This is a genomic window from Pseudomonas sp. KCJK9016 (assembly GCF_046231795.1).
Classification (GTDB): domain Bacteria; phylum Pseudomonadota; class Gammaproteobacteria; order Pseudomonadales; family Pseudomonadaceae; genus Aquipseudomonas; species Aquipseudomonas bananamidigenes.
The window spans coordinates 160739-180198 of record NZ_JBJJMM010000010.1 but is presented as its reverse complement, the minus strand read 5'-3'; the positions used below and the strand labels follow the sequence as shown (position 1 = coordinate 180198).

Below are 19460 nucleotides of genomic sequence, written 5' to 3'. Positions count from 1 at the left end.
ATATATAAGAAAGACTTACCAGCGAAACCGCAGCGACGGCGACGTCGGGGTCGGGGCCGCAGCAGGCGCGGCACCCGCCACCTCGGGCTGAGGCGTCACCGGAGCCGTCGTTTCGGCCGGCAACTCCTGCAACCTCGCCAACGACAACTGCGCCCGCAACTGATCGGCACTGCCATTGACCCTATAGACGATACGATCGGCATCGGCGCTTTCAAGACGTACGCCAAACGGCTCGAGCATCCGAAGCAAGGTCGCGTAATGTTCCAGGTTCATGCCCTGTACTTCCAGGGTCTGCTGCCCCGAAGCTCCCGGCCTGGCAACAAAACGCGGCGCCAGGCGTTCGGCCACCGCCAGCATCACCGCATCGGCAACCGCAGCCTGATCGGCGCCCTGTACGCTTCCCGCTTCTTTTTGATCCCCCAGCCACAAATGCCACTTGGCCTGCCACTGACCGCCTTCTTCGCGGGCATGCACGGCGAGCAGCGCATCCGCACCATAGCGTTCGGAAGCTGCATGCAACGGCGCTGAATCATTGCCTTCCAGAGTCGGCGCTGTGGCCACCAGTTGCTCGCTCAAATCCGCCAGCGGCAGGCGTAATGGCAACCCGCGATGCTGGGCGGCTCGACGCAGCGGCGCGGCACTGGCCTGACCATCCCCCACCAGGCTCGAACCTTCAGTGGAATCGTTCAGCCACCAGCTCAGAATCGACGGCCGGCTGGCACCCCACAGCGACAACCCGGCACGGCGCAGCGCCTGCTCGGTAGTACCCGGATCGAAGTCGACCTTCAAGACTTCCGGTGGTCCGGCATCGAAGCCGAACTGACTGATGATTTGCTGCGGATCCTTGCGAATCGGCGCAAGACCGGGATTCTGCGGCGCCTTCGGGTCGCCCGTCAGACGCAGCACCAGGGTATCCAGCGCCGCCTGCGTGGCGCGATCACGCTCTTGCGGCGACTGGCCGCTGACCGGCTCGCGCACCTGATAAAGACCTTTGAGGTTTTCCGCCTGGCTCGCCAGGCTGACCAGAGACAAGCAGCCCACAAACAGCAATTTACACAAACGCATGGAGAATTCCCGTCGACAAGAGCGGCTGGAACAGGCCGCAAGAACCGGAGTTGAGCAAGCCTGTGACCACTGGCCGTTGCAAAACATTCACACGCAGGCGCCAAGTTTTTGCACAGCCCTAACGATAGACGCTTCCTTATACAGGCACCCGCGATGTCGTCCACAGCTTCAATTGCAAAATTTTTCGGCCGATATGCCCCTGCCCGTCGGCGTGAGGATGGCCGCTGCCCCTCAAGCCTGATAAAATCGCGCGCCTTCGCAGACCGGCAGCAGCCGGGCACACCGAAATTCGCGTGAGGCAATCGCCTCGCCGCTTTCAGTGTTCCCGCTGAACTCGGTCGTTACCCCTGAATCCCCTCCCCTAAAGGCCTGGATCATGAGCAAGCAACCCTCCCTGAGCTACAAGGACGCCGGTGTAGACATCGACGCCGGTGAAGCATTGGTCGAACGCATCAAGAGCGTCGCCAAGCGCACTGCGCGCCCTGAAGTCATGGGCGGCCTGGGCGGTTTCGGCGCCCTCTGCGAAATCCCGGCCGGCTACAAACAGCCCGTGCTGGTTTCCGGCACCGACGGCGTCGGCACCAAGCTGCGCCTGGCGCTGAACCTCAACAAGCACGACAGCATCGGCCAGGATCTGGTCGCGATGTGCGTCAACGATCTGGTGGTGTGCGGCGCCGAACCGCTGTTCTTCCTCGACTACTATGCCACCGGCAAGCTGAACGTCGATGTCGCCGCCACCGTCGTCACCGGTATCGGGGCAGGCTGCGAACTGGCTGGCTGCTCGCTGGTCGGCGGCGAAACCGCTGAAATGCCTGGCATGTACGAAGGCGAAGACTACGACCTGGCCGGTTTCTGCGTCGGCGTCGTGGAAAAGGCCGACATCATCGACGGCTCCAAAGTCGCCACCGGTGACGCCCTGATCGCCCTGCCATCGTCCGGCCCGCACTCCAACGGCTACTCGCTGATCCGCAAGATCATCGAAGTGTCCGGCGCCGACATCGAAACCGTCCAGCTCGACGGCAAACCGCTGACCGACCTGCTGATGGCCCCGACCCGCATCTACGTGAAGCCGCTGCTCAAGCTGATCAAGGACACCGGCGCCGTCAAGGCCATGGCCCACATCACCGGTGGCGGCCTGCTGGACAACATCCCGCGCGTCCTGCCAAAAGGCGCACAAGCGGTGGTTGACGTGGCCAGCTGGACCCGCCCGGCCGTCTTCGACTGGCTGCAGGAGAAAGGCAACGTCGACGAGACCGAAATGCACCGCGTACTGAACTGCGGCGTGGGCATGGTGATCTGCGTGGCTCAGGAGCACGTTGAAACTGCCCTGAACACCCTGCGCGAAGCCGGCGAACAGCCTTGGGTCATCGGCCAGATCGGTGTCGCCGCCGAAGGCGCGGCCCAGGTCGAGCTGAAAAACCTCAAGGCTCACTGATGCCTAATACCTGTGATGTCGTGGTGCTGCTGTCCGGCACCGGCAGTAACTTGCAGGCCCTGATCGACAGCACGCGGACCGGCGACAGCCCGGTTCGCATCGCTGCGGTGATTTCCAACCGCGCCGACGCCTACGGCCTGCAGCGCGCCCGTGATGCGGGTATTGCTACCCGCTCGCTGGATCACAAGGGTTTCGAAGGTCGCGAGGCCTTCGATGCCGCCCTGATCGAACTGATCGACGAATTCAATCCGAAACTCGTGGTACTGGCCGGTTTCATGCGCATTCTGAGCGCCGACTTCGTCCGGCACTATCAGGGTCGCCTGCTCAACATCCATCCGTCGCTGCTGCCCAAATACAAAGGGTTACACACTCATCAGCGCGCGCTGGAGGCCGGCGACGCCGAGCACGGCTGCTCCGTGCACTTCGTCACCGAGGAACTCGATGGCGGACCACTGGTCGTACAGGCAGTAATACCGGTAGAGTTGCACGATTCGCCGCAGAGTCTGGCGCAACGGGTTCACGTTCAGGAACACCTGATCTACCCGATGGCCGTACGCTGGTTTGCCGAAGGACGGCTTACCCTCGGCGAACAAGGTGCTTTACTGGATGGCCAGTTACTCGGGGCCAGCGGTCACTTGATTCGAAACTAGGAGATTTTATGCGTCGCGCCCTGCTCTTCGCTTGCGCTCTGCTCGCCCTGCCTTTCGCCCAGGCGGCAGACCTTCAACCGTTCTCCGCCAGCTACACCGCCGACTGGAAACAGTTGCCCATGAGCGGCACCGCCGAACGCAGCCTGACCAAGGAAGCCAACGGCGTCTGGAAGCTCAGCTTCAAGGCCTCGATGATGATCGCCAGCCTGTCCGAGGAAAGCACCCTGACCCTGGACAAGGACACACTGCTTCCTCAGTCCTACCACTTTGAACGCGGCGGTCTGGGTAAAGCGAAGAAAGCCGATCTGGACTTCGACTGGAACAACAAACTCGTCACCGGCACCGACCGTGGCGATGCGGTCAAAGTCCCGCTGAATCGTGGCATGGTCGACAAATCCACTTACCAGCTGGCACTGCAGCATGACGTCGCCTCCGGCAAGAAGACCATGAGCTACCAGGTGGTCGATGGCAGCGACGTCGATACCTATGACTTCCGCGTCCTGGGTACCGAGAAGGTCGAGACCAAGGCCGGCAGGATCGACGCCGTGAAGGTCGAGCGCGTGCGTGATCCGACACAAAGCAAGCGCACCACCGTCATGTGGTTCGCCAAGGACTGGGATTACCTGCTGGTTCGCCTGCAACAGGTCGAGACCGACGGCAAGGAGTACAACATCATGCTCCAGGACGGCACGGTCAACGGCAAGACGGTCAAAGGCAGCTGACCCACTGAAAAGCCCCGCAAACGCGGGGCTTTTTTTCGCCTGTCGTTAGCTGATCAGACCGAGAACTTCGCCACCATGTTGTTCAGATCCACCGCCAGTCGCGACAACTCCTGACTCGCGGCGCTGGTCTGGTTGGCCCCGGCAGAGGTCTGCATCGCCAGATCGCGGATGTTCATCAGATTACGATCCACCTCCCGCGCCACGGCAGCCTGCTCTTCCGAAGCGCTGGCGATCACCAGATTGCGTTCGTTGATCAAGGTAAACGCCGAGGCAATTTCCTCCAGCGCCACGCCGGCGGCCTTTGCCAGTTCAAGGGTCGAGCGCGCGCGAACATTGCTTTGCTGCATCGAACTGACCGCCGAATCGGTGCCCTGCTGGATGCCGCCGATCATCTGTTCGATTTCCTGGGTAGATTGCTGGGTGCGATGGGCCAGCGCGCGGACTTCATCGGCCACCACCGCGAAGCCACGTCCGGCGTCACCCGCACGGGCCGCCTCGATGGCAGCGTTCAACGCCAGAAGATTGGTCTGCTCGGCAATCGAGCGGATCACCTCCAGCACTTTGCTGATGCTGTAGACCTTCTGTGCCAGATCCTCCACCTGCGCGGCGTTGGCAGTGACGTCATTCGCCAGTAATTCGATGGACGATACGGTCTGCTGCACCTGCTCCCGGCCATGCTGGGCGATGCGGTCCGACTCCCGTGATGCTTCCGAGGTCGCCACGGCATTGCTGGCGACCTCTTCCACAGCAGCAGTCATCTGATTCACCGCCGTGGCAGCCTGCTCGATTTCCAGGCTCTGCTGATGCAATCCGCGCGTGGCATCTTCGGTGACGCAGCTCAGTTCTTCCGAGGCCGAGGCCAACTGACTGGAAGATTCCGAAATCTGCCGGATGGTGTCGCGCAAATTGTGCTGCATGCTTTTCAACGCATGCAGCAGACGGGCCGGCTCATCCTTGCCGGTGACGCTGATATCACCGGTCAGATCGCCGCCGGCCACCACTTCGGCCACCCCCAGCGACTGCGAGAGTGGCACCACGATACTGCGGGTCAGCAACAACGCCAGGCCGATGGTAATCAGCGCCGTGATGCCGATCATCACCCCGACCCAGACCCGCGAATTGATGAACACCAGTCGCGCCGCCTCGGTGGCGAGGTTGGCGTTGTGTTTGTTCAGTTCCACCAGCTCTTTAAGGGTGACAGCGATTTCATCGGCCAACGGGTTCATCTGAGAATTGAGAATGGTCGCGGCTTCTTCCACCTTCCCCTGGGCGGACAACGCCATTACCTGCGCCTGCAGTTCCAGGTACTTGTGCTCGGCGACCTTGAAGCGATCGAACAACGTTCGCTCTTCGGGCAGCACGATCAAGATGTCGTAGCGTTGCTGCGCCTCGCTCAACACCCCGCGCAGCTCATTGAGCTTGGCGACATTCTGATCCAGGGCCTGCGGATCGCGATTGAGCAACAGACGCATGGTCAGCGCACGCAGGCGCAGCATGTCCTGACTCATTTCGCCCACGGCCATCACGCTGGGCAGCCAGTTCTTGTCGACCTCATCGGACTGCGCCCGCATGTTCGACATCTGCAACAGGGCGAACGCCCCGAGGGCAAACACCATCAACGCCAACAGGCCGAAGCCCAGCCCGGCACGGGGGGCAATATTGAGACTGCGGATACTCATTGCTCTGGTTCCTTCCAAAAGCGCTGCATCGACCCTGCAGCTGGCTGCTTTAGAAGGTATCGGCCCGGCGAAAATTTGCGTAAGACGAAAAGGTGATATCAAAAGGCCTTGATACTTCGAACCTTCGGCATTAACGATTCAGCGATGGTTTGCCGGACTTGAGCGCCGTTCGCAGCACGATCAACGGGAAGTTATTCGAAAACCCTGAAACTCACACCGGTACAAGCATTCTTCGACATTGCGGCATAACCTGACGCCCTGCCGAACGCCGGCAAGAAAGTGGAACGCGCCCCTGCGGGAATGCTCTATACCTGCAGGGTCTTATTTGATCGAATGACATTTCCTACCGTTTGCGAGGTTCACATGACCGTTACTGTCAATACCGTGTCCGCCGAAGGTTTCCGTCACACCGTGCAGATCGATGAGCACGAACTGTTTACCGATGTCCCGACCACAGCGGGCGGCGAAGGCTCCGCACCTGAACCCCACGATTATTTCGACGCCGCCCTCGGCGCATGCAAGGCCCTGACCCTGAAGCTGTACGCGAAGAAGAAAGACATCCCGCTCACAGGCGTCGGTGTAGAGGTCAAGCGCGACAACAGTCAGGAACAGAAAGGCAAATACGCCCTGCACGTCACCCTGACGCTCAAAGGCGTGCTCACCGATGCCCAGCGCGAAGAATTGCTGCGGGTTGCTGATCGCTGCCCGATTCACAAGCTGATGACCACCAGCGAAGTCACCATCGAAACTCACGCTCCACAAGGCTTCGACAGCCAGTAATCACCACGATGACTTTGGCGGGTTATGCTTCGCGCATCACCCGCCCAGCCTGGAACGCACCATGGACACCCACCCCCTGATCATCCGCCCGCGCGCCGAAGACGTCGAAGGGCAGCCGATCCTGCGCCCGCTGCCGTCAGCCAAATGTCGCAGCGTCGGGCCTTTCGTGTTTTTCGATCACATGCTTGAAACGGTTTATCCCGCAGGCAAAGGGATGAACATCCGACAGCATCCGCACATCGGTCTGTCGACGCTGACCTATCTGTTCGAAGGACAGATCCAGCACAAGGACAGCCTCGGCTCGGATCAGGTGGTCAACGCCGGCGATGTCAGCTGGATGACCGCGGGCACGGCAATCGCTCACGTCGAGCGCACACCCGGACCGTTGTGGGAACAAGACTTCACAATGCACGGGCTGCAAATCTGGCTCGCTTCGCCCAAGGAGCACGAACAGGGCCCTGGCCATTACAGCCATCACCCGGCATCGTCATTGCCGGTCAGCGAGAACCTCGGCGTGCAGATCCGCATGATCGCCGGGTCAGGCTTTTGTCTGGAATCGCCGGTGCCAGTGCTTTCTCCGACGCTTTATGCCGAACTGAAGATGCAGACTGCAACCACCCTGCTGATCCCCACCGAACATGAGGAGAGAGCGCTCTACGTGCTGAGCGGTGATGTGCAGTTGAATGGGGAAAACGTGGAACCCCACGCTCTGGTGGTGTTACCGGCTGGAGAAGAGATGAGCCTGTTCGCAGAAAGCGACAGTCATGCCGTGCTGTTCGGCGGCGCGCCGCTGGATGGGCCACGGCGAATCAACTGGAATTTCGTCGCGAGCGATCCAGCGGCCATCGATGAGGCCCGGCGCAAATGGGCGGCCGGTGATTGGCCGACAGTGCCGGGGGAAATCGAGCGGATCGAACTGCCGAAATCCCGTAACGAGCCGACACCGCCGTAAACGAGCACTCCCACGCCAGGCGTGGGAGTGCTTTCAACTGAATCAGCCCTTGAACACTTCCTCCAGCAAATCATGCATAGCCTTGAAGGCGCGCTTGGCGGTCTTCGCGTCATACATCATCTTGCCCGGAACATTGGCGTGCGGGTCAGTGAACGAGTGCACCGCGCCGCCGTAGCTCAGCAACTGCCAGTCCACATCGGCCGCATTCATTTCCTCCTCGAATGCCGGCAGTTGCTCTTTCGGCACCAGAGGATCGGAAGCACCGTGCAGCACCAGCACCGAGCCCTTGATGTTCTTCGCGTCCGCCGGGTTCGGCGAATCCAGCGTGCCGTGGAACGACACAGCGGCCTTCACCGTCGCACCGGTACGGGCCAGATCCAGCGCACAGCAGCCGCCGAAGCAGAAACCGAACACTGCCAGTTTCGAGGTATCGACTGTCGCTTCACCCTGCTTCTGCAACTGTTCGAAGGCTGCCTGCATACGCTTGCGCAGCAGCGCGCGGTCATTCTTCAGCGGCATCATCGCCGCACCCGCCTGATCGGCATTTTGTGGACGCACCGCTTGTCCGTACACGTCGGCGATCAGCACGACATAACCCTTGGCCGCCACGGACCTGGCGATTTCTTCCGCGCCAGCGCTGACCCCCATCCAGTTCGGTGCCATCAGCAGGCCCGGACGCGCCCCTTTGTGTTCGGCGTCGAACGCCAGGCGACCTTCATAAGGCTGGCCGTCAATCTGATAGACCACGGAACGTACAGTGACTTGGCTCATTTCTGACTCCTGATGGATTGAATCCCAGAATGAAAAAACCCGCCGAAGCGGGTTTTTCTGCATCTTGATTACGCTGACAGCTCGACCAGCAGCTTGTTCAGACGGCTCACGTAAGCAGCCGGGTCTTTCAGGCTGTCGCCAGCCGCCAGTGCAGCTTGATCGAAGAGAATGTGCGACAGGTCGCTGAAGCGATCTTCGCTTGCTTCTTTGTCGAGTTTCTCGATCAGCGGGTGAGTCGGGTTGAATTCGAAGATCGGCTTCGAATCCGGCACCTTCTGCCCGCTGGCCTCGAGGATCTGACGCATTTGCAGACCCAGGTCCTGCTCGCCGATGGCCAGAATGGCTGGCGAATCGGTCAGGCGATGGGAAACGCGGACTTCGGCAACGGACTCGCCCAGCGCGGTTTTCAGGCGCTCGACCAGACCTTCCTTCGCCTTGGCGACTTCCTCTGCGGCTTTCTTGTCCTCTTCCGAGTCCAGGTTGCCCAGGTCCAGGTCACCGCGGGCGACGTCGACAAAGTTCTTGCCGTCGAATTCGCTCAGGTAGCTCATCAGCCACTCGTCGATGCGGTCAGTCAGCAGCAGCACTTCGATGCCTTTCTTGCGGAAGACTTCCAGGTGCGGGCTGTTCTTGACCTGCGCGTAGGTTTCGCCGGTGAGGTAGTAGATCTTGTCCTGACCTTCCTTGGCGCGGGCCAGGTAGTCGGCCAGACCGACGATCTGCTCGCCGTCGCCCTCGGTGGTCGATGCGAAACGCAGCAGACCGGCGATTTTTTCCTTGTTGGCGAAATCTTCTGCCGGGCCTTCTTTCATGACCTGACCGAAGTTTTTCCAGAAGCCCTTGTATTGCTCAGGCTCGTTCTTCGCCAGTTTTTCCAGCATGTCCAGCACGCGCTTGGTCAGCGCCGACTTCATCGAGTCGATGATCGGGTCTTTCTGCAGAATTTCCCGCGACACATTCAGCGACAGGTCGTTGGAATCGACCACGCCCTTGATGAAACGCAGGTACAGCGGCAGGAACGACTCGGCCTGATCCATCACAAACACGCGCTGCACGTACAGCTTCAGGCCTTTCGGTGCTTCACGCTGGTACAGATCGAACGGTGCGCGGGCCGGTACGTACAGCAGCGAGCTGTACTCAAGTTTGCCTTCGACCTTGTTGTGGCTCCACGACAGCGGGTTTTCGAAGTCGTGAGCGATGTGCTTGTAGAACTCCTGGTATTCCTCGTCCTTCACTTCGGTGCGAGGACGGGTCCACAGGGCGCTGGCGCGGTTGACGGTTTCCCATTCAACGGCTGGCTTGTCTTCGCCCTCCGCAGCGGCCACTTCTTTGGGCAGCTCGATCGGCAGCGCGATGTGGTCGGAGTACTTCTTGATGATGTTGCGCAGACGCCAGCCATCGGCGAACTCGACTTCACCGGATTTCAGGTGCAGGACGATGCGGGTACCGCGTTCTGGCTTGTCGATGGTGGCGACTTCGAATTCGCCCTCGCCTTTCGACGACCAGTGCACGCCTTCGCTGGCAGCAGTGCCGGCGCGACGGCTGTACACGTCAACCTGGTCGGCAACGATGAAAGCGGAATAGAAACCCACGCCAAACTGACCGATCAGGTGCGAATCCTTCTTCTGGTCGCCCGTCAGGTTTTTCATGAAATCGGCGGTGCCGGATTTGGCGATGGTCCCCAGGTGGGTGATCACATCGTCGCGGTTCATGCCGATGCCGTTGTCTTCGAGGGTGACGGTCTTGGCGTCCTTGTCGAAGCTCACACGGATTTTCAGTTCAGCGCCACCTTCGAGCAACTCAGGCTTGGCCAGGGCTTCGAAGCGCAATTTGTCGACGGCGTCAGAGGCGTTCGAGATCAATTCGCGAAGGAAGATTTCCTTGTTGGAATACAGCGAATGGATCATGAGGTGCAGCAGTTGCTTCACCTCGGTCTGGAAGCCCAGGGTTTCCTTTTGAGTTTCCACACTCATGGTCATCAAACTCCAATCAGATGGCATTGGCCGCGACCCTGATGGTCTGCGACGGGTTGCTCATTGAGTTGGGGACTGTGTTGAGGATTTCAAGGGCTCGTCGATCTTGAAGTGGGCACGAGCGGTGGCAATCGGCTCGCCTTCGGTGCTCTGCCATGCCGTGACCGCAACGTTGGCCACCCGGCGCCCCTGACGGCAGACCTGGCAACGGGCCCAGGTATCGCGAAACTGCCCGGCCCGCAGGTAATCGAGGGAGAAGTCGATGATCTTCGGCACACCGGGCGCGCCGGTGAAAATCAGCAGGTGCAGGGCGGCGGACAGCTCCATGAACCCGGCAATCACCCCGCCATGAATGGCCGGCAATAAAGGGTTACCAATGTTGTCCTTGTTCGCCGGCAGCTTGAACAGCAAGTCATCACCGACCCGCGAGCACTCGACGCCGATAAGGCCGGCATAGGGGATCAGCTTCAGCAACGGCGCGTAGTCACCCTTCTCGTGCGCATCTTGCAGTTGCCGTTTGAAATCATCACTCATGGGCTGTCTCCCTTGATCGCACCAGCAAAGCCTTTGGTCCCCTTGAGGCCCTTGCCCATACGCATGAAAGTGCCGACGACATGAGCAATCGGCTGGCCGGGATCGTCCTGGTAGGCAAAACCCCGGGCAAAGATCACGTCCGTAGTGACGCGATAGCACTGGGCGAAGCCATACACATCCTTGTGCGGTTCGGCCGCGTGCATATAGTCAACGCGCAAATCCAGGGTCGGGCAGACTTCGAATTCGGGCAAAACACACAAGGTGGCCATGCCACATGCGGTGTCCATCAGCGACGTGATCGCCCCGCCGTGAACCACACCGGTCAGCGGGTTGCCAACGATTTGCGCGCTGTACGGCAAGATCACCGTCAGGCCTTCGCTGTTGGCGCTGTGCACTTTCAGGCCTAACACCTGACAATGGCGCAGTGCCGAAAGAAAGCGGGTTGCACGCTCAAAAACAGGGTTTTCGGCCATGTGATTATTACTCTTCCGAATCGCTCTTTCCGGTAGTGACCGGAACGGCAAAAGTTCCGTTGGATAATAAACTTATATATCTGATGGAAATGAGGAACTTAATCTTGGGGGTCGCGTTCTTAAGGCCAGTAGTTATTTTCCATAAGGAGAAACACCCCATGCGTAAGACTTTAGCTATTGCCTTGATGTTGACCGCTTCCCTCGGTCTCGCTGCCTGCGATAAAAAATCCGAGGACAAAGCTCAAGATGCCAACCAACATGCTGAACAAGCTCAGCAGAAAATGAATGAAGCACAGGATAAAGTGAACGAAGCGGCGAAAGAAAACGCCGAAGCCGCCAAAGATCAGGCCGAATCGAACGCAGCCGCTGCGGACGAAGCTGCCAAGAAGCAATAAGCCGCTTCTGGAAGCCCAAAAAAGAAAACCCGCCAAGTGCGGGTTTTCTTTTGCCTGTGATTTTTTGGTAATGCCGTCTTAGAGCAGTGCGGTTCTAAAAGTCGGACTGACCATAAGCAACAGCGAGCACACCAGGCCTACCAGCCACACCAGACTGCGCAGTCCGGGGATGTCCGCCAGGTAAAACCACAAATAGAGAATTCGGGCGATCACGAAGATGATCGCCAGGGTATCGATCAGCCAACCCACTGTCTGAGTGGTCTGCGCCATCAGCACACCCACCGCAAACAGAATGAACGCTTCGATGCTGTTCTGATGCGCCGCCAGTGCCCGGGCGCCGTAGCCGGTGAGTTGCGCCTGTTGCTGACGCGGCAGGTGATTGTTGTAACCACCCTGCTCTTTCATGGCCTTGCCAACCGGCATGCGCGCCACGTAAATCAACAACGCACTGATAAACACACACCAGAACGGAATACTCATTCAAGCAGCCTCTTTGATCGTCTCGGGCAACGGCGCCTCTGTAGGGGTATAGACCATTACATCGAGCACGTCGGAATGAAACTCGCGGCGATACAACACCAGCACCACCCCCGCACTCATCAGCATGAACAGCCACGGGCTGACGAACCAGGCCAGCATGCTCATACCGAAGTAATAGGAGCGCAGCCCGAAGTTGAACTGGTTGGCCGCCATCGAAATGACTCGCGCCGCCCGAGAAGCAAACGCCCTGCGCTCCTGCTCGGAAACCTGACGCTCGCCGATCATCGGCGCCGAGCCCACCAGAACGGCCGCAAAGTTGTACTGACGCATGCACCAGCTGAAGGTGAAGAAGGCATAGACGAATACCAGCGCCAGGCACAGCAACTTGATCTCGGACATTCCCTGAGAGGCCTGTTGCACCATCGGGATGTCTGCCAGCAATGACACTGCACGTTCGGAGGCACCGAGCACAGTCAGAATGCCGGCCAGGATGATCAGGGTGCTGGAAGCGAAGAACGAGGCGTTGCGTTCGAGGTTGCCGATCACGCTGGCATCGGCGATGCGGTTGTCACGCAGCAGCATGCGACGCATCCAGTCTTCGCGGTAAAGGTGCAACACGCTGGCCAGGCACGCCGTGTCACGGCCCTTCCAGGTGGCGTAACGGGTATAACCGCCCCAGCAGATGACGAACCAGAGCGCGGCAAGCAGGTGGATCAGGTTGGCTTGGATGAACGACATGCAATTCCCTGTGTTGAAGATTTCGGCATCCCTTCGACGTTAGCCGAAAGGAAAAGACACTGCCTGACGCCCATAAAAAATGCCCCGTATCGATTGATACGGGGCATTTCTGTCTAATCGCAGGGCCCGCTTGTGGCGGGCCGGCCATCTCAGGCCAGGGCTTCGGCGCGCTTGCCCAGCAAGCGGTCACAAACCACTGCGACCGCCAGCGTCATCACGCATGGCACCAGCCACGCTAGGCCCTGCTCGCTCAGCGGCAGATGGGACAGTTGCGACGGCATCCAGTCAGCCAGACCGGCGCCCTTCAAGGCGTCGATGGTGCCGAACACGAACGATACCAACATCACCGGCCCCATGATGCGGCTCTGCTCATGCCAGAACGCGGCACAGAAGCTCAGGGCCACCAGAACGATGCAAGGCGGATAGATCGCGGTCAGTACCGGAATCGAGAAGGCGATCAGCTTGGTCAGGCCCAGGTTGGACACCAGCAGCGAAAATGCCGCGAGGATGACGACCAGGGTCTTGTAGGACAGCGGCACTACGCGGCTGAAGTACTCGGCACAGGCACAGGTCAGGCCGACCGCTGTCACCAGACAAGCCAGGGAAATCAGCACCGCGAGGAAACCGCTGCCCAGGGAACCGAAGGTATGTTGCACATAAGCGTGCAACACCGCCGCGCCGTTGGTAGCACCAGCCGCGACTTCATGGCTGCCGGAACCCAGACGGAACAGGCTGACGTACACCAGCGCCAGACCGACGCCGGCAATCAGCCCGGCAATGATCGCGTAACGGGTGATCAGTGCCGGCGATTCAACGCCACGGGAACGGATCGCGTTGACGATGACGATACCGAACACCAGGGCGCCCAGGGTATCCATGGTCAGGTAACCATTGATGAAGCCTTGAGAGAACGGCGCCGCGACGTATTCCGGAGTGGCGACGCCGATATCACCGGCCGGCAGCGCGAAGGCAGCGATACCGAGCACCGCCAGAGCGATGATCTTCAACGGCGCGAGGAAACGCCCTACGGTATCCAGCAGGCGGCCCGGATACAGCGAAATGAAGAACACCAGCAGGAAGTACGCCGTGCTGTAGAGGAACAATGCCAGCGGGCTCTCGCCGGTCAGCGGCGCCAGGCCCACTTCAAAGGACACGGTCGCCGTGCGCGGCGTGGCGAACAAGGGGCCGACCGCCAGATAGCACGCCGCTGCCAGCACACCACCGGCAATCTTGCCGATCGGCGTGCTCAGGGCATCCATCGCCCCGCCGACCTTGGCCAGCGCGACAACGGTGATCACCGGCAGACCGACCGCCGTGATCAGGAAGCCCAGCGCCGCCATCCAGACGTTGGGTCCGGACTGCAAACCGACGATAGGCGGGAAGATGATGTTGCCGGCCCCGACGAACAGGGCGAATGTCATAAAGCCAAGTGCCAGGATGTCCTGACCTTTCAAAACTTTCATTAAGGAAATACCACACTACTGAATCGGAATTTAGAGGGGGATTTCCCTGTGGGGTTAGGGAAATGCTGTCAATCCGTATGGGACTGACCCGTTTAGCGCGTTGCATGCCTTGTGGGCGGCAGACGCAAAAATGGCTGCTAGCCTAACGAATTTGTCTGACAAACGCACTGTTTGAGGGCGAACTATCCGATACGCGACGTGTCTGTGTCGCGTTTTTGCATGTAATTGGACAGGTGCCTATAAATCACCATCGTCAAATCCAGGACCGGAAACGACAAAGGCCACCCGAAGGTGGCCTTTGTTGCTGGAGCACAAAGTCAGCCGAAGCTTACTTCTTCACTTCCCAGCCAGTCAGCTCGGCCAGGGCCTTGCCGATGTCTGCCAGCGAACGCACGGTTTTCACGCCTGCGTCTTGCAGCGCAGCGAATTTCTCGTCTGCAGTGCCTTTACCGCCGGAGATGATTGCACCCGCATGGCCCATGCGCTTGCCCGGAGGAGCAGTCACACCAGCGATGTAGGAAACAACCGGCTTGGTCACGTTGGCCTTGATGTAGGCAGCCGCTTCTTCTTCAGCCGAACCGCCGATCTCGCCGATCATTACGATCGCTTCGGTCTTCGGGTCTTCCTGGAACAGCTTCAGGATGTCGATGAAGTTCGAACCCGGGATCGGGTCACCGCCGATGCCGACGCAAGTCGACTGACCAAAACCGGCGTCAGTGGTCTGCTTAACGGCTTCATAGGTCAGGGTGCCGGAACGGGAAACGATACCGACCTTGCCTGGCAAGTGGATGTGACCTGGCATGATGCCGATCTTGCACTCGCCCGGAGTGATCACGCCTGGGCAGTTAGGGCCGATCAGGGTAACACCCAGCTCGTCGCACTTGACCTTAGCGTCCAGCATGTCCAGGGTAGGAATGCCTTCGGTGATGCAGACGATCAGCTTGATGCCGCCGAATGCTGCTTCCAGGATCGAGTCCTTGCAGAAAGGAGCCGGAACGTAGATCACGCTGGCGGTGGCGCCAGTGGCGGCTACGGCTTCTTTCACGGTGTTGAACACAGGCAGGTTCAGGTGAGTGGTGCCACCCTTGCCCGGAGTCACGCCGCCAACCATTTTGGTGCCGTAGGCAATGGCTTGTTCGGAGTGGAAAGTACCCTGCGCGCCGGTGAAGCCCTGGCAGATGACTTTGGTGTCTTTATTGATCAGGACGCTCATTACTTGCCCTCCGCAGCTTTAACGACTTGTTGAGCAGCGTCGGTCAGGCTGGTAGCAGCGATGATGTTCAAACCGCTTTCTGCCAGTACTTTAGCGCCCAGTTCAGCGTTGTTGCCTTCAAGACGAACAACAACCGGGATTTTCACGCCGACTTCTTTCACTGCACCGATGATGCCTTCGGCAATCATGTCGCAACGAACGATGCCGCCGAAGATGTTGACCAGTACTGCAGCGACATTGCTGTCGGACAGAATGATCTTGAAAGCTTCGGTAACGCGTTCTTTGGTAGCACCACCACCTACGTCGAGGAAGTTGGCTGGCTTGCCGCCGTGCAGGTTGACGATGTCCATGGTACCCATGGCCAGGCCGGCACCGTTCACCATGCAGCCGATGTTGCCTTCCAGTGCTACGTAGTTCAGTTCGAACTTGGCAGCGTGCGCTTCGCGCGGATCGTCCTGGGACGGATCGTGGAAAGTCTTCAGCTTAGGCTGACGATACATGGCGTTGGCGTCGATGTTGATCTTGGCGTCCAGGCAGTGCAGATCGCCGTCAGCCTTGATCACCAGCGGGTTCACTTCCAGCAGGGCCAGGTCGTGATCCTTGAACAGCTTGGCCAGACCTACGAAGATCTTGGCGAACTGAGCAACCTGCTTGCCTTCCAGACCCAGCTGGAATGCCAGCTCGCGACCCTGGAATGGCTGAGCGCCAACCAGTGGATCGATAGTGGCTTTCAGAATTTTTTCTGGAGTGTCGTGAGCGATTTTCTCGATGTCCACGCCACCTTCGGTGGAGGCCATGAACACGATGCGACGGCTCGAACGGTCAACGACAGCGCCCAGGTACAGCTCTTTAGCGATATCAGTGCACGATTCAACCAGGATCTTGGTGACTGGCTGGCCATTGGCGTCAGTCTGGTAAGTCACCAGACGCTTGCCCAGCCACTGCTGTGCGAAGGCTTTGGCGTCTTCTTTGCTGCGAACCAGCTTGACGCCGCCCGCTTTACCGCGACCACCGGCGTGAACCTGGGCTTTGACAACCCACTCGTTGCCGCCGATTTTGTCGCAAGCTTCTGCTGCTGCTTCCGGGGTGTCTACTGCGAAACCAGTGGAAACTGGCAGGCCGTATTCAGCGAACAGCTGCTTACCCTGATACTCGTGAAGATTCATGCTTTTTACCGTCTTCGTTAGGTACTGCGCATTCGGCGCTGCGCTCTTGATGAGTGCCGCGCCACCTGTGACTGCTGCTTGCGCAGCCGTTCCGGACACCCGGTGCAGCTACGCAAGACTGCGTCCAGCGGACATTCCGCGGTGAGTCTTGCACGCAAGGCTCACGACGGGCCGTACCGCCGTGGTTTCTTATTGTGTGTTAACGCTTCTTGCGGTTGGCAACGTGGATGGCGCCGCCATTCACGGCCAGAGCAGCTTCGTGCAAGGCTTCGGACAGGGTCGGATGGGAGAAGACCATCATGCCCAGATCTTCAGCGCTGGTGCCGAATTCCATACCGATCGCGCCCTGCTGAACCAGTTCTGCGGCACTCGGGCCAATCACGTGCACGCCCAATACGCGGTCAGTCTTGGCATCGGCGATGACCTTGACGAAACCACCGGTATCGTTGGCGGCCATGGCACGGCCGGATGCTGCGAACGGGAAGGTGCCGACGTTAACTTCAACGCCTTCAGCTTTCAAGGCCTGCTCGGTTTTACCGACCCATGCGATTTCCGGGTGAGTATAAATAACCGAAGGGATCAGGTCATAGTTCATCTGGGCCTTGTGACCCTTGATGCGCTCGACAACCATGATGCCCTCTTCCGAGGCCTTGTGCGCCAGCATCATGCCGCGAACCACGTCACCGATGGCGTAGACGCCCGGTACGGTGGTCGCGCAGTGATCGTCAACGTGCACGAAACCGCGCTCGTCCAGGGTCACGCCGCTGTCGGCCGCCAGCAGATCAGTGGTCACCGGACGGCGACCAACGGCTACGATCAGCTTGTCGAAAACGATTTTCTGTTCGCCGTTGGCATCGGTGTAGCTGACTTCGACTTCGTCGCCGTTCACTTTGGAACCGGTTACGCGGGCGCCCAGCTTGATGTCCAGACCCTGCTTGGTCAGGGTTTTCAGCGCTTCCTTGGAAACAGCGGTGTCCGCTGCCATCAGGAAGGTGTCCAGGGCTTCCAGGACAGTCACCTGTGCACCCAGACGCGACCATACCGAACCCAGTTCCAGACCGATCACACCAGCGCCGATCACGCCCAGACGTTTAGGAACGGCCTGGAACTCCAGAGCACCGGTCGAATCGACGATGACTTTCTGATCAACCGGAGCCGGTGGAATGTCGATCGGGCGCGAACCTGGAGCCAGGATGACGTTTTCGGCTTCGATGACTTCAACCGAACCGTCCGGCTTGGTGACTTCGACTTTCTTGCCGGCCAGCAGTTTGCCGTGGCCCTGGATCGAAGTGACGCCGTTTGCCTTGAACAGGGTGGCAACGCCGCCAGTCAGGTTCTTGACGATGCCGGCCTTGCGGCCAACCATCGCTGGGACGTCCATTTTGACTTCGCCGGTCGAGATGCCGTGAACGTTGAAGCTTTCTTTGGCTTCCTTGTATTTCCAGGAGCTGTCCAGCAGCGCCTTGGACGGAATGCAGCCTACGTTCAGGCAGGTACCACCCAGGGCTTGCTTGCCTTCGGCATCGGTGTACTTCTCGATGCAGGCAGTGCTCAGACCGAGTTGCGCGGCCTTGATGGCAGCTACGTAGCCGCCAGGGCCGGCACCGATCACTACTACGTCAAATTTCTGCGACATTCAAAAAATCCTCTTTAGCGAAAAGCTTCAAGCCGCAAGCCACAAGCCAAACTGCCTTTACTTGCAGCTTGAAGCTTGCAGCTCGCAACTGCTTCTATCAGATATCCAGCAACAGACGAGCCGGATCTTCCAGCAGGTTCTTGATGGTCACCAGGAAAGTCACAGCTTCTTTGCCATCGATCAGACGGTGATCGTAGGACAGTGCCAGGTACATCATCGGACGGATAACGACCTGACCGTTGATGGCCATCGGACGCTGGATGATGTTGTGCATGCCCAGAATCGCTGCCTGCGGCGGGTTGACGATCGGGGTCGACATCATCGAACCGAAGGTACCACCGTTGGTGATGGTGAAGGTACCGCCGGTCATCTCGTCCATCGACAGTTTGCCGTCACGGGCCTTTTTGCCGAAGGTGGCGATGCCGCCTTCGATTTCAGCCAGGCTCATGTGCTCGGCGTTACGCAGAACCGGAACCACCAGGCCACGGTCGCTGGAAACAGCAACGCCGATGTCGGCATAACCGTGGTAAACGATGTCGTTGCCGTCGATCGAAGCGTTGACCGCCGGGAAGCGTTTCAGCGCTTCGGTGGCAGCTTTCACGAAGAACGACATGAAGCCCAGGCGTACGCCGTTGTGGGACTTCTCGAACAGGTCCTTGTACTTCGAACGCAGGGCCATGACTTCGGTCATGTCGACTTCGTTGAAAGTGGTCAGCATCGCCATGTTCGACTGGGCTTCTACCAGACGCTTGGCAACGGTGGCACGAACACGGGTCATCGGAACGCGCTTCTCGATGCGGTCGCCAGCAGCGAACACAGGAGCGGCAGCGGCCGGGGCAGCAGCTTTGGCAGGCGCGGCAGCCGGCGCGGCTTTTTTGGCTTCAACAGCGGCAACCACGTCTTCCTTGGTCACACGGCCGTCTTTGCCGGTGCCTTTTACGGAAGCCAGGTTGATGCCGTTTTCTTCGGCCAGCTTGCGAGCGGCCGGAGCAGCGATCGCATCTTCGTCAGCGCCGGCAGCAGCCGGGGCAGCGGCAGCAGCGGCCGGAGCAGCAGCGGCAGCCGGAGCAGCGGCAGCAGCGCCGCCTTCAACGATGGAGCCCAGGACTTCGTCGGACAGGACGGTATCGCCCTCGCCCTTGACGATTGCACCCAGTACGCCGTCAGCGGTGGCCAACACTTCCAGGACGACCTTGTCGGTTTCGATGTCGACGATCAGTTCGTCACGCTTGACGGCGTCGCCCGGTTGCTTGTGCCAGGTGGCAACGGTGCCATCGGCAACCGATTCCGGGAAAGTGGGGGCTTTGATCTCGATAGCCATTGTCTGTGGTTCCT

The 19460-nt window shown here is 59.5% G+C and carries 19 protein-coding genes; 6 read left to right on the top strand and 13 right to left on the bottom strand.

The window, feature by feature from the left end; all coding sequences use genetic code 11:
- Window positions 1-15: 15 nt before the first annotated feature.
- The gene (locus tag ACK6BI_RS12510; protein ID WP_409317279.1) at window positions 16-1065 is read right to left on the bottom strand and encodes a DUF2066 domain-containing protein; all 1050 of its coding nucleotides are present in this window, start codon (window positions 1063-1065) and stop codon (window positions 16-18) included.
- 376 nt (window positions 1066-1441) lie between these two features.
- Between ACK6BI_RS12510 and purM the strand changes: the two genes are divergently transcribed.
- Genes purM through ACK6BI_RS12495 form a run of 3 tightly spaced genes read left to right on the top strand, consistent with a single transcriptional unit; the run spans window position 1442 to window position 3872 of the window.
- A complete protein-coding gene (purM, locus tag ACK6BI_RS12505; RefSeq protein ID WP_409317278.1) occupies window positions 1442-2500 on the top strand; it encodes a phosphoribosylformylglycinamidine cyclo-ligase in 1059 nt (352 codons plus the stop codon).
- Window positions 2500-3150 carry a phosphoribosylglycinamide formyltransferase gene (gene purN, locus ACK6BI_RS12500; protein ID WP_065260452.1) on the top strand — a complete coding sequence of 217 codons (651 nt, stop codon included), beginning with the start codon at window positions 2500-2502 and terminating at the stop codon, window positions 3148-3150. Before purM ends, purN begins: the two co-directional genes overlap by 1 nt.
- A gap of 8 nt (window positions 3151-3158) precedes the next feature.
- Complete coding sequence (locus ACK6BI_RS12495) at window positions 3159-3872, top strand: DUF3108 domain-containing protein (RefSeq protein WP_065260453.1); 714 nt, start codon at window positions 3159-3161, stop codon at window positions 3870-3872.
- 53 nt (window positions 3873-3925) lie between these two features.
- Here the strand turns inward: ACK6BI_RS12495 and ACK6BI_RS12490 are convergent, their stop codons facing one another.
- Window positions 3926-5551, bottom strand: coding sequence for a methyl-accepting chemotaxis protein (locus tag ACK6BI_RS12490; RefSeq protein WP_409317277.1), 1626 nt, complete (start codon window positions 5549-5551; stop codon window positions 3926-3928).
- 363 nt (window positions 5552-5914) lie between these two features.
- Between ACK6BI_RS12490 and ACK6BI_RS12485 the strand changes: the two genes are divergently transcribed.
- Both ACK6BI_RS12485 and ACK6BI_RS12480 read left to right on the top strand, forming a co-directional pair.
- On the top strand, window positions 5915-6331 hold the full coding sequence (locus ACK6BI_RS12485) for an OsmC family protein (RefSeq protein WP_065260454.1): 417 nt from the start codon (window positions 5915-5917) through the stop codon (window positions 6329-6331).
- A 61-nt stretch (window positions 6332-6392) separates the two neighbouring features.
- The gene (locus tag ACK6BI_RS12480) at window positions 6393-7283 is read left to right on the top strand and encodes a pirin family protein (RefSeq protein WP_409317276.1); all 891 of its coding nucleotides are present in this window, start codon (window positions 6393-6395) and stop codon (window positions 7281-7283) included.
- A gap of 42 nt (window positions 7284-7325) precedes the next feature.
- On the opposite strand, the gene ACK6BI_RS12475 is transcribed toward ACK6BI_RS12480, so the two are convergent.
- The 4 genes from ACK6BI_RS12475 to ACK6BI_RS12460 form a co-directional block, all read right to left on the bottom strand.
- Entirely contained in the window at window positions 7326-8054 is a 729-nt protein-coding gene (locus ACK6BI_RS12475; protein WP_409317275.1) for a dienelactone hydrolase family protein, read from the bottom strand.
- Between the two features lie 68 nt (window positions 8055-8122).
- Complete coding sequence (htpG, locus tag ACK6BI_RS12470; protein WP_409317274.1) at window positions 8123-10027, bottom strand: molecular chaperone HtpG; 1905 nt, start codon at window positions 10025-10027, stop codon at window positions 8123-8125.
- Window positions 10028-10087: 60 nt separating this feature from the next.
- Window positions 10088-10561: a PaaI family thioesterase gene (locus ACK6BI_RS12465; RefSeq protein ID WP_409317273.1), complete on the bottom strand. Its 474-nt coding sequence runs from the start codon at window positions 10559-10561 to the stop codon at window positions 10088-10090.
- On the bottom strand, window positions 10558-11034 hold the full coding sequence (locus ACK6BI_RS12460; protein WP_409317272.1) for a PaaI family thioesterase: 477 nt from the start codon (window positions 11032-11034) through the stop codon (window positions 10558-10560). Before ACK6BI_RS12460 ends, ACK6BI_RS12465 begins: the two co-directional genes overlap by 4 nt.
- A gap of 158 nt (window positions 11035-11192) precedes the next feature.
- Here ACK6BI_RS12460 and ACK6BI_RS12455 point away from each other — a divergent pair, with 158 nt between their 5' ends.
- Window positions 11193-11429, top strand: a complete 237-nt coding sequence (locus ACK6BI_RS12455) for a hypothetical protein (RefSeq protein ID WP_065260459.1) — start codon at window positions 11193-11195, stop codon at window positions 11427-11429.
- A gap of 78 nt (window positions 11430-11507) precedes the next feature.
- Here the strand turns inward: ACK6BI_RS12455 and ACK6BI_RS12450 are convergent, their stop codons facing one another.
- The 7 genes from ACK6BI_RS12450 to odhB all read right to left on the bottom strand — a co-directional run bounded on the left by ACK6BI_RS12450 (window position 11508) and on the right by odhB (window position 19446).
- Window positions 11508-11909: an MAPEG family protein gene (locus ACK6BI_RS12450; RefSeq protein WP_409317271.1), complete on the bottom strand. Its 402-nt coding sequence runs from the start codon at window positions 11907-11909 to the stop codon at window positions 11508-11510.
- Window positions 11910-12647 (bottom strand): DUF599 domain-containing protein, encoded by a 738-nt coding sequence (locus ACK6BI_RS12445; protein ID WP_260522744.1) that lies wholly within the window; start codon window positions 12645-12647, stop codon window positions 11910-11912.
- A gap of 149 nt (window positions 12648-12796) precedes the next feature.
- Entirely contained in the window at window positions 12797-14110 is a 1314-nt protein-coding gene (gene brnQ, locus ACK6BI_RS12440) for a branched-chain amino acid transport system II carrier protein (RefSeq protein WP_409317270.1), read from the bottom strand.
- Between the two features lie 328 nt (window positions 14111-14438).
- Window positions 14439-15323 (bottom strand): succinate--CoA ligase subunit alpha, encoded by an 885-nt coding sequence (sucD, locus tag ACK6BI_RS12435; RefSeq protein ID WP_065260463.1) that lies wholly within the window; start codon window positions 15321-15323, stop codon window positions 14439-14441.
- On the bottom strand, window positions 15323-16489 hold the full coding sequence (gene sucC / locus ACK6BI_RS12430) for an ADP-forming succinate--CoA ligase subunit beta (protein WP_007959029.1): 1167 nt from the start codon (window positions 16487-16489) through the stop codon (window positions 15323-15325). Before sucC ends, sucD begins: the two co-directional genes overlap by 1 nt.
- 199 nt (window positions 16490-16688) lie before the next feature.
- The gene (gene lpdA, locus ACK6BI_RS12425) at window positions 16689-18125 is read right to left on the bottom strand and encodes a dihydrolipoyl dehydrogenase (protein WP_065260464.1); all 1437 of its coding nucleotides are present in this window, start codon (window positions 18123-18125) and stop codon (window positions 16689-16691) included.
- Between the two features lie 97 nt (window positions 18126-18222).
- Window positions 18223-19446: a 2-oxoglutarate dehydrogenase complex dihydrolipoyllysine-residue succinyltransferase gene (gene odhB, locus ACK6BI_RS12420; protein WP_065260465.1), complete on the bottom strand. Its 1224-nt coding sequence runs from the start codon at window positions 19444-19446 to the stop codon at window positions 18223-18225.
- Window positions 19447-19460: the final 14 nt, after the last annotated feature.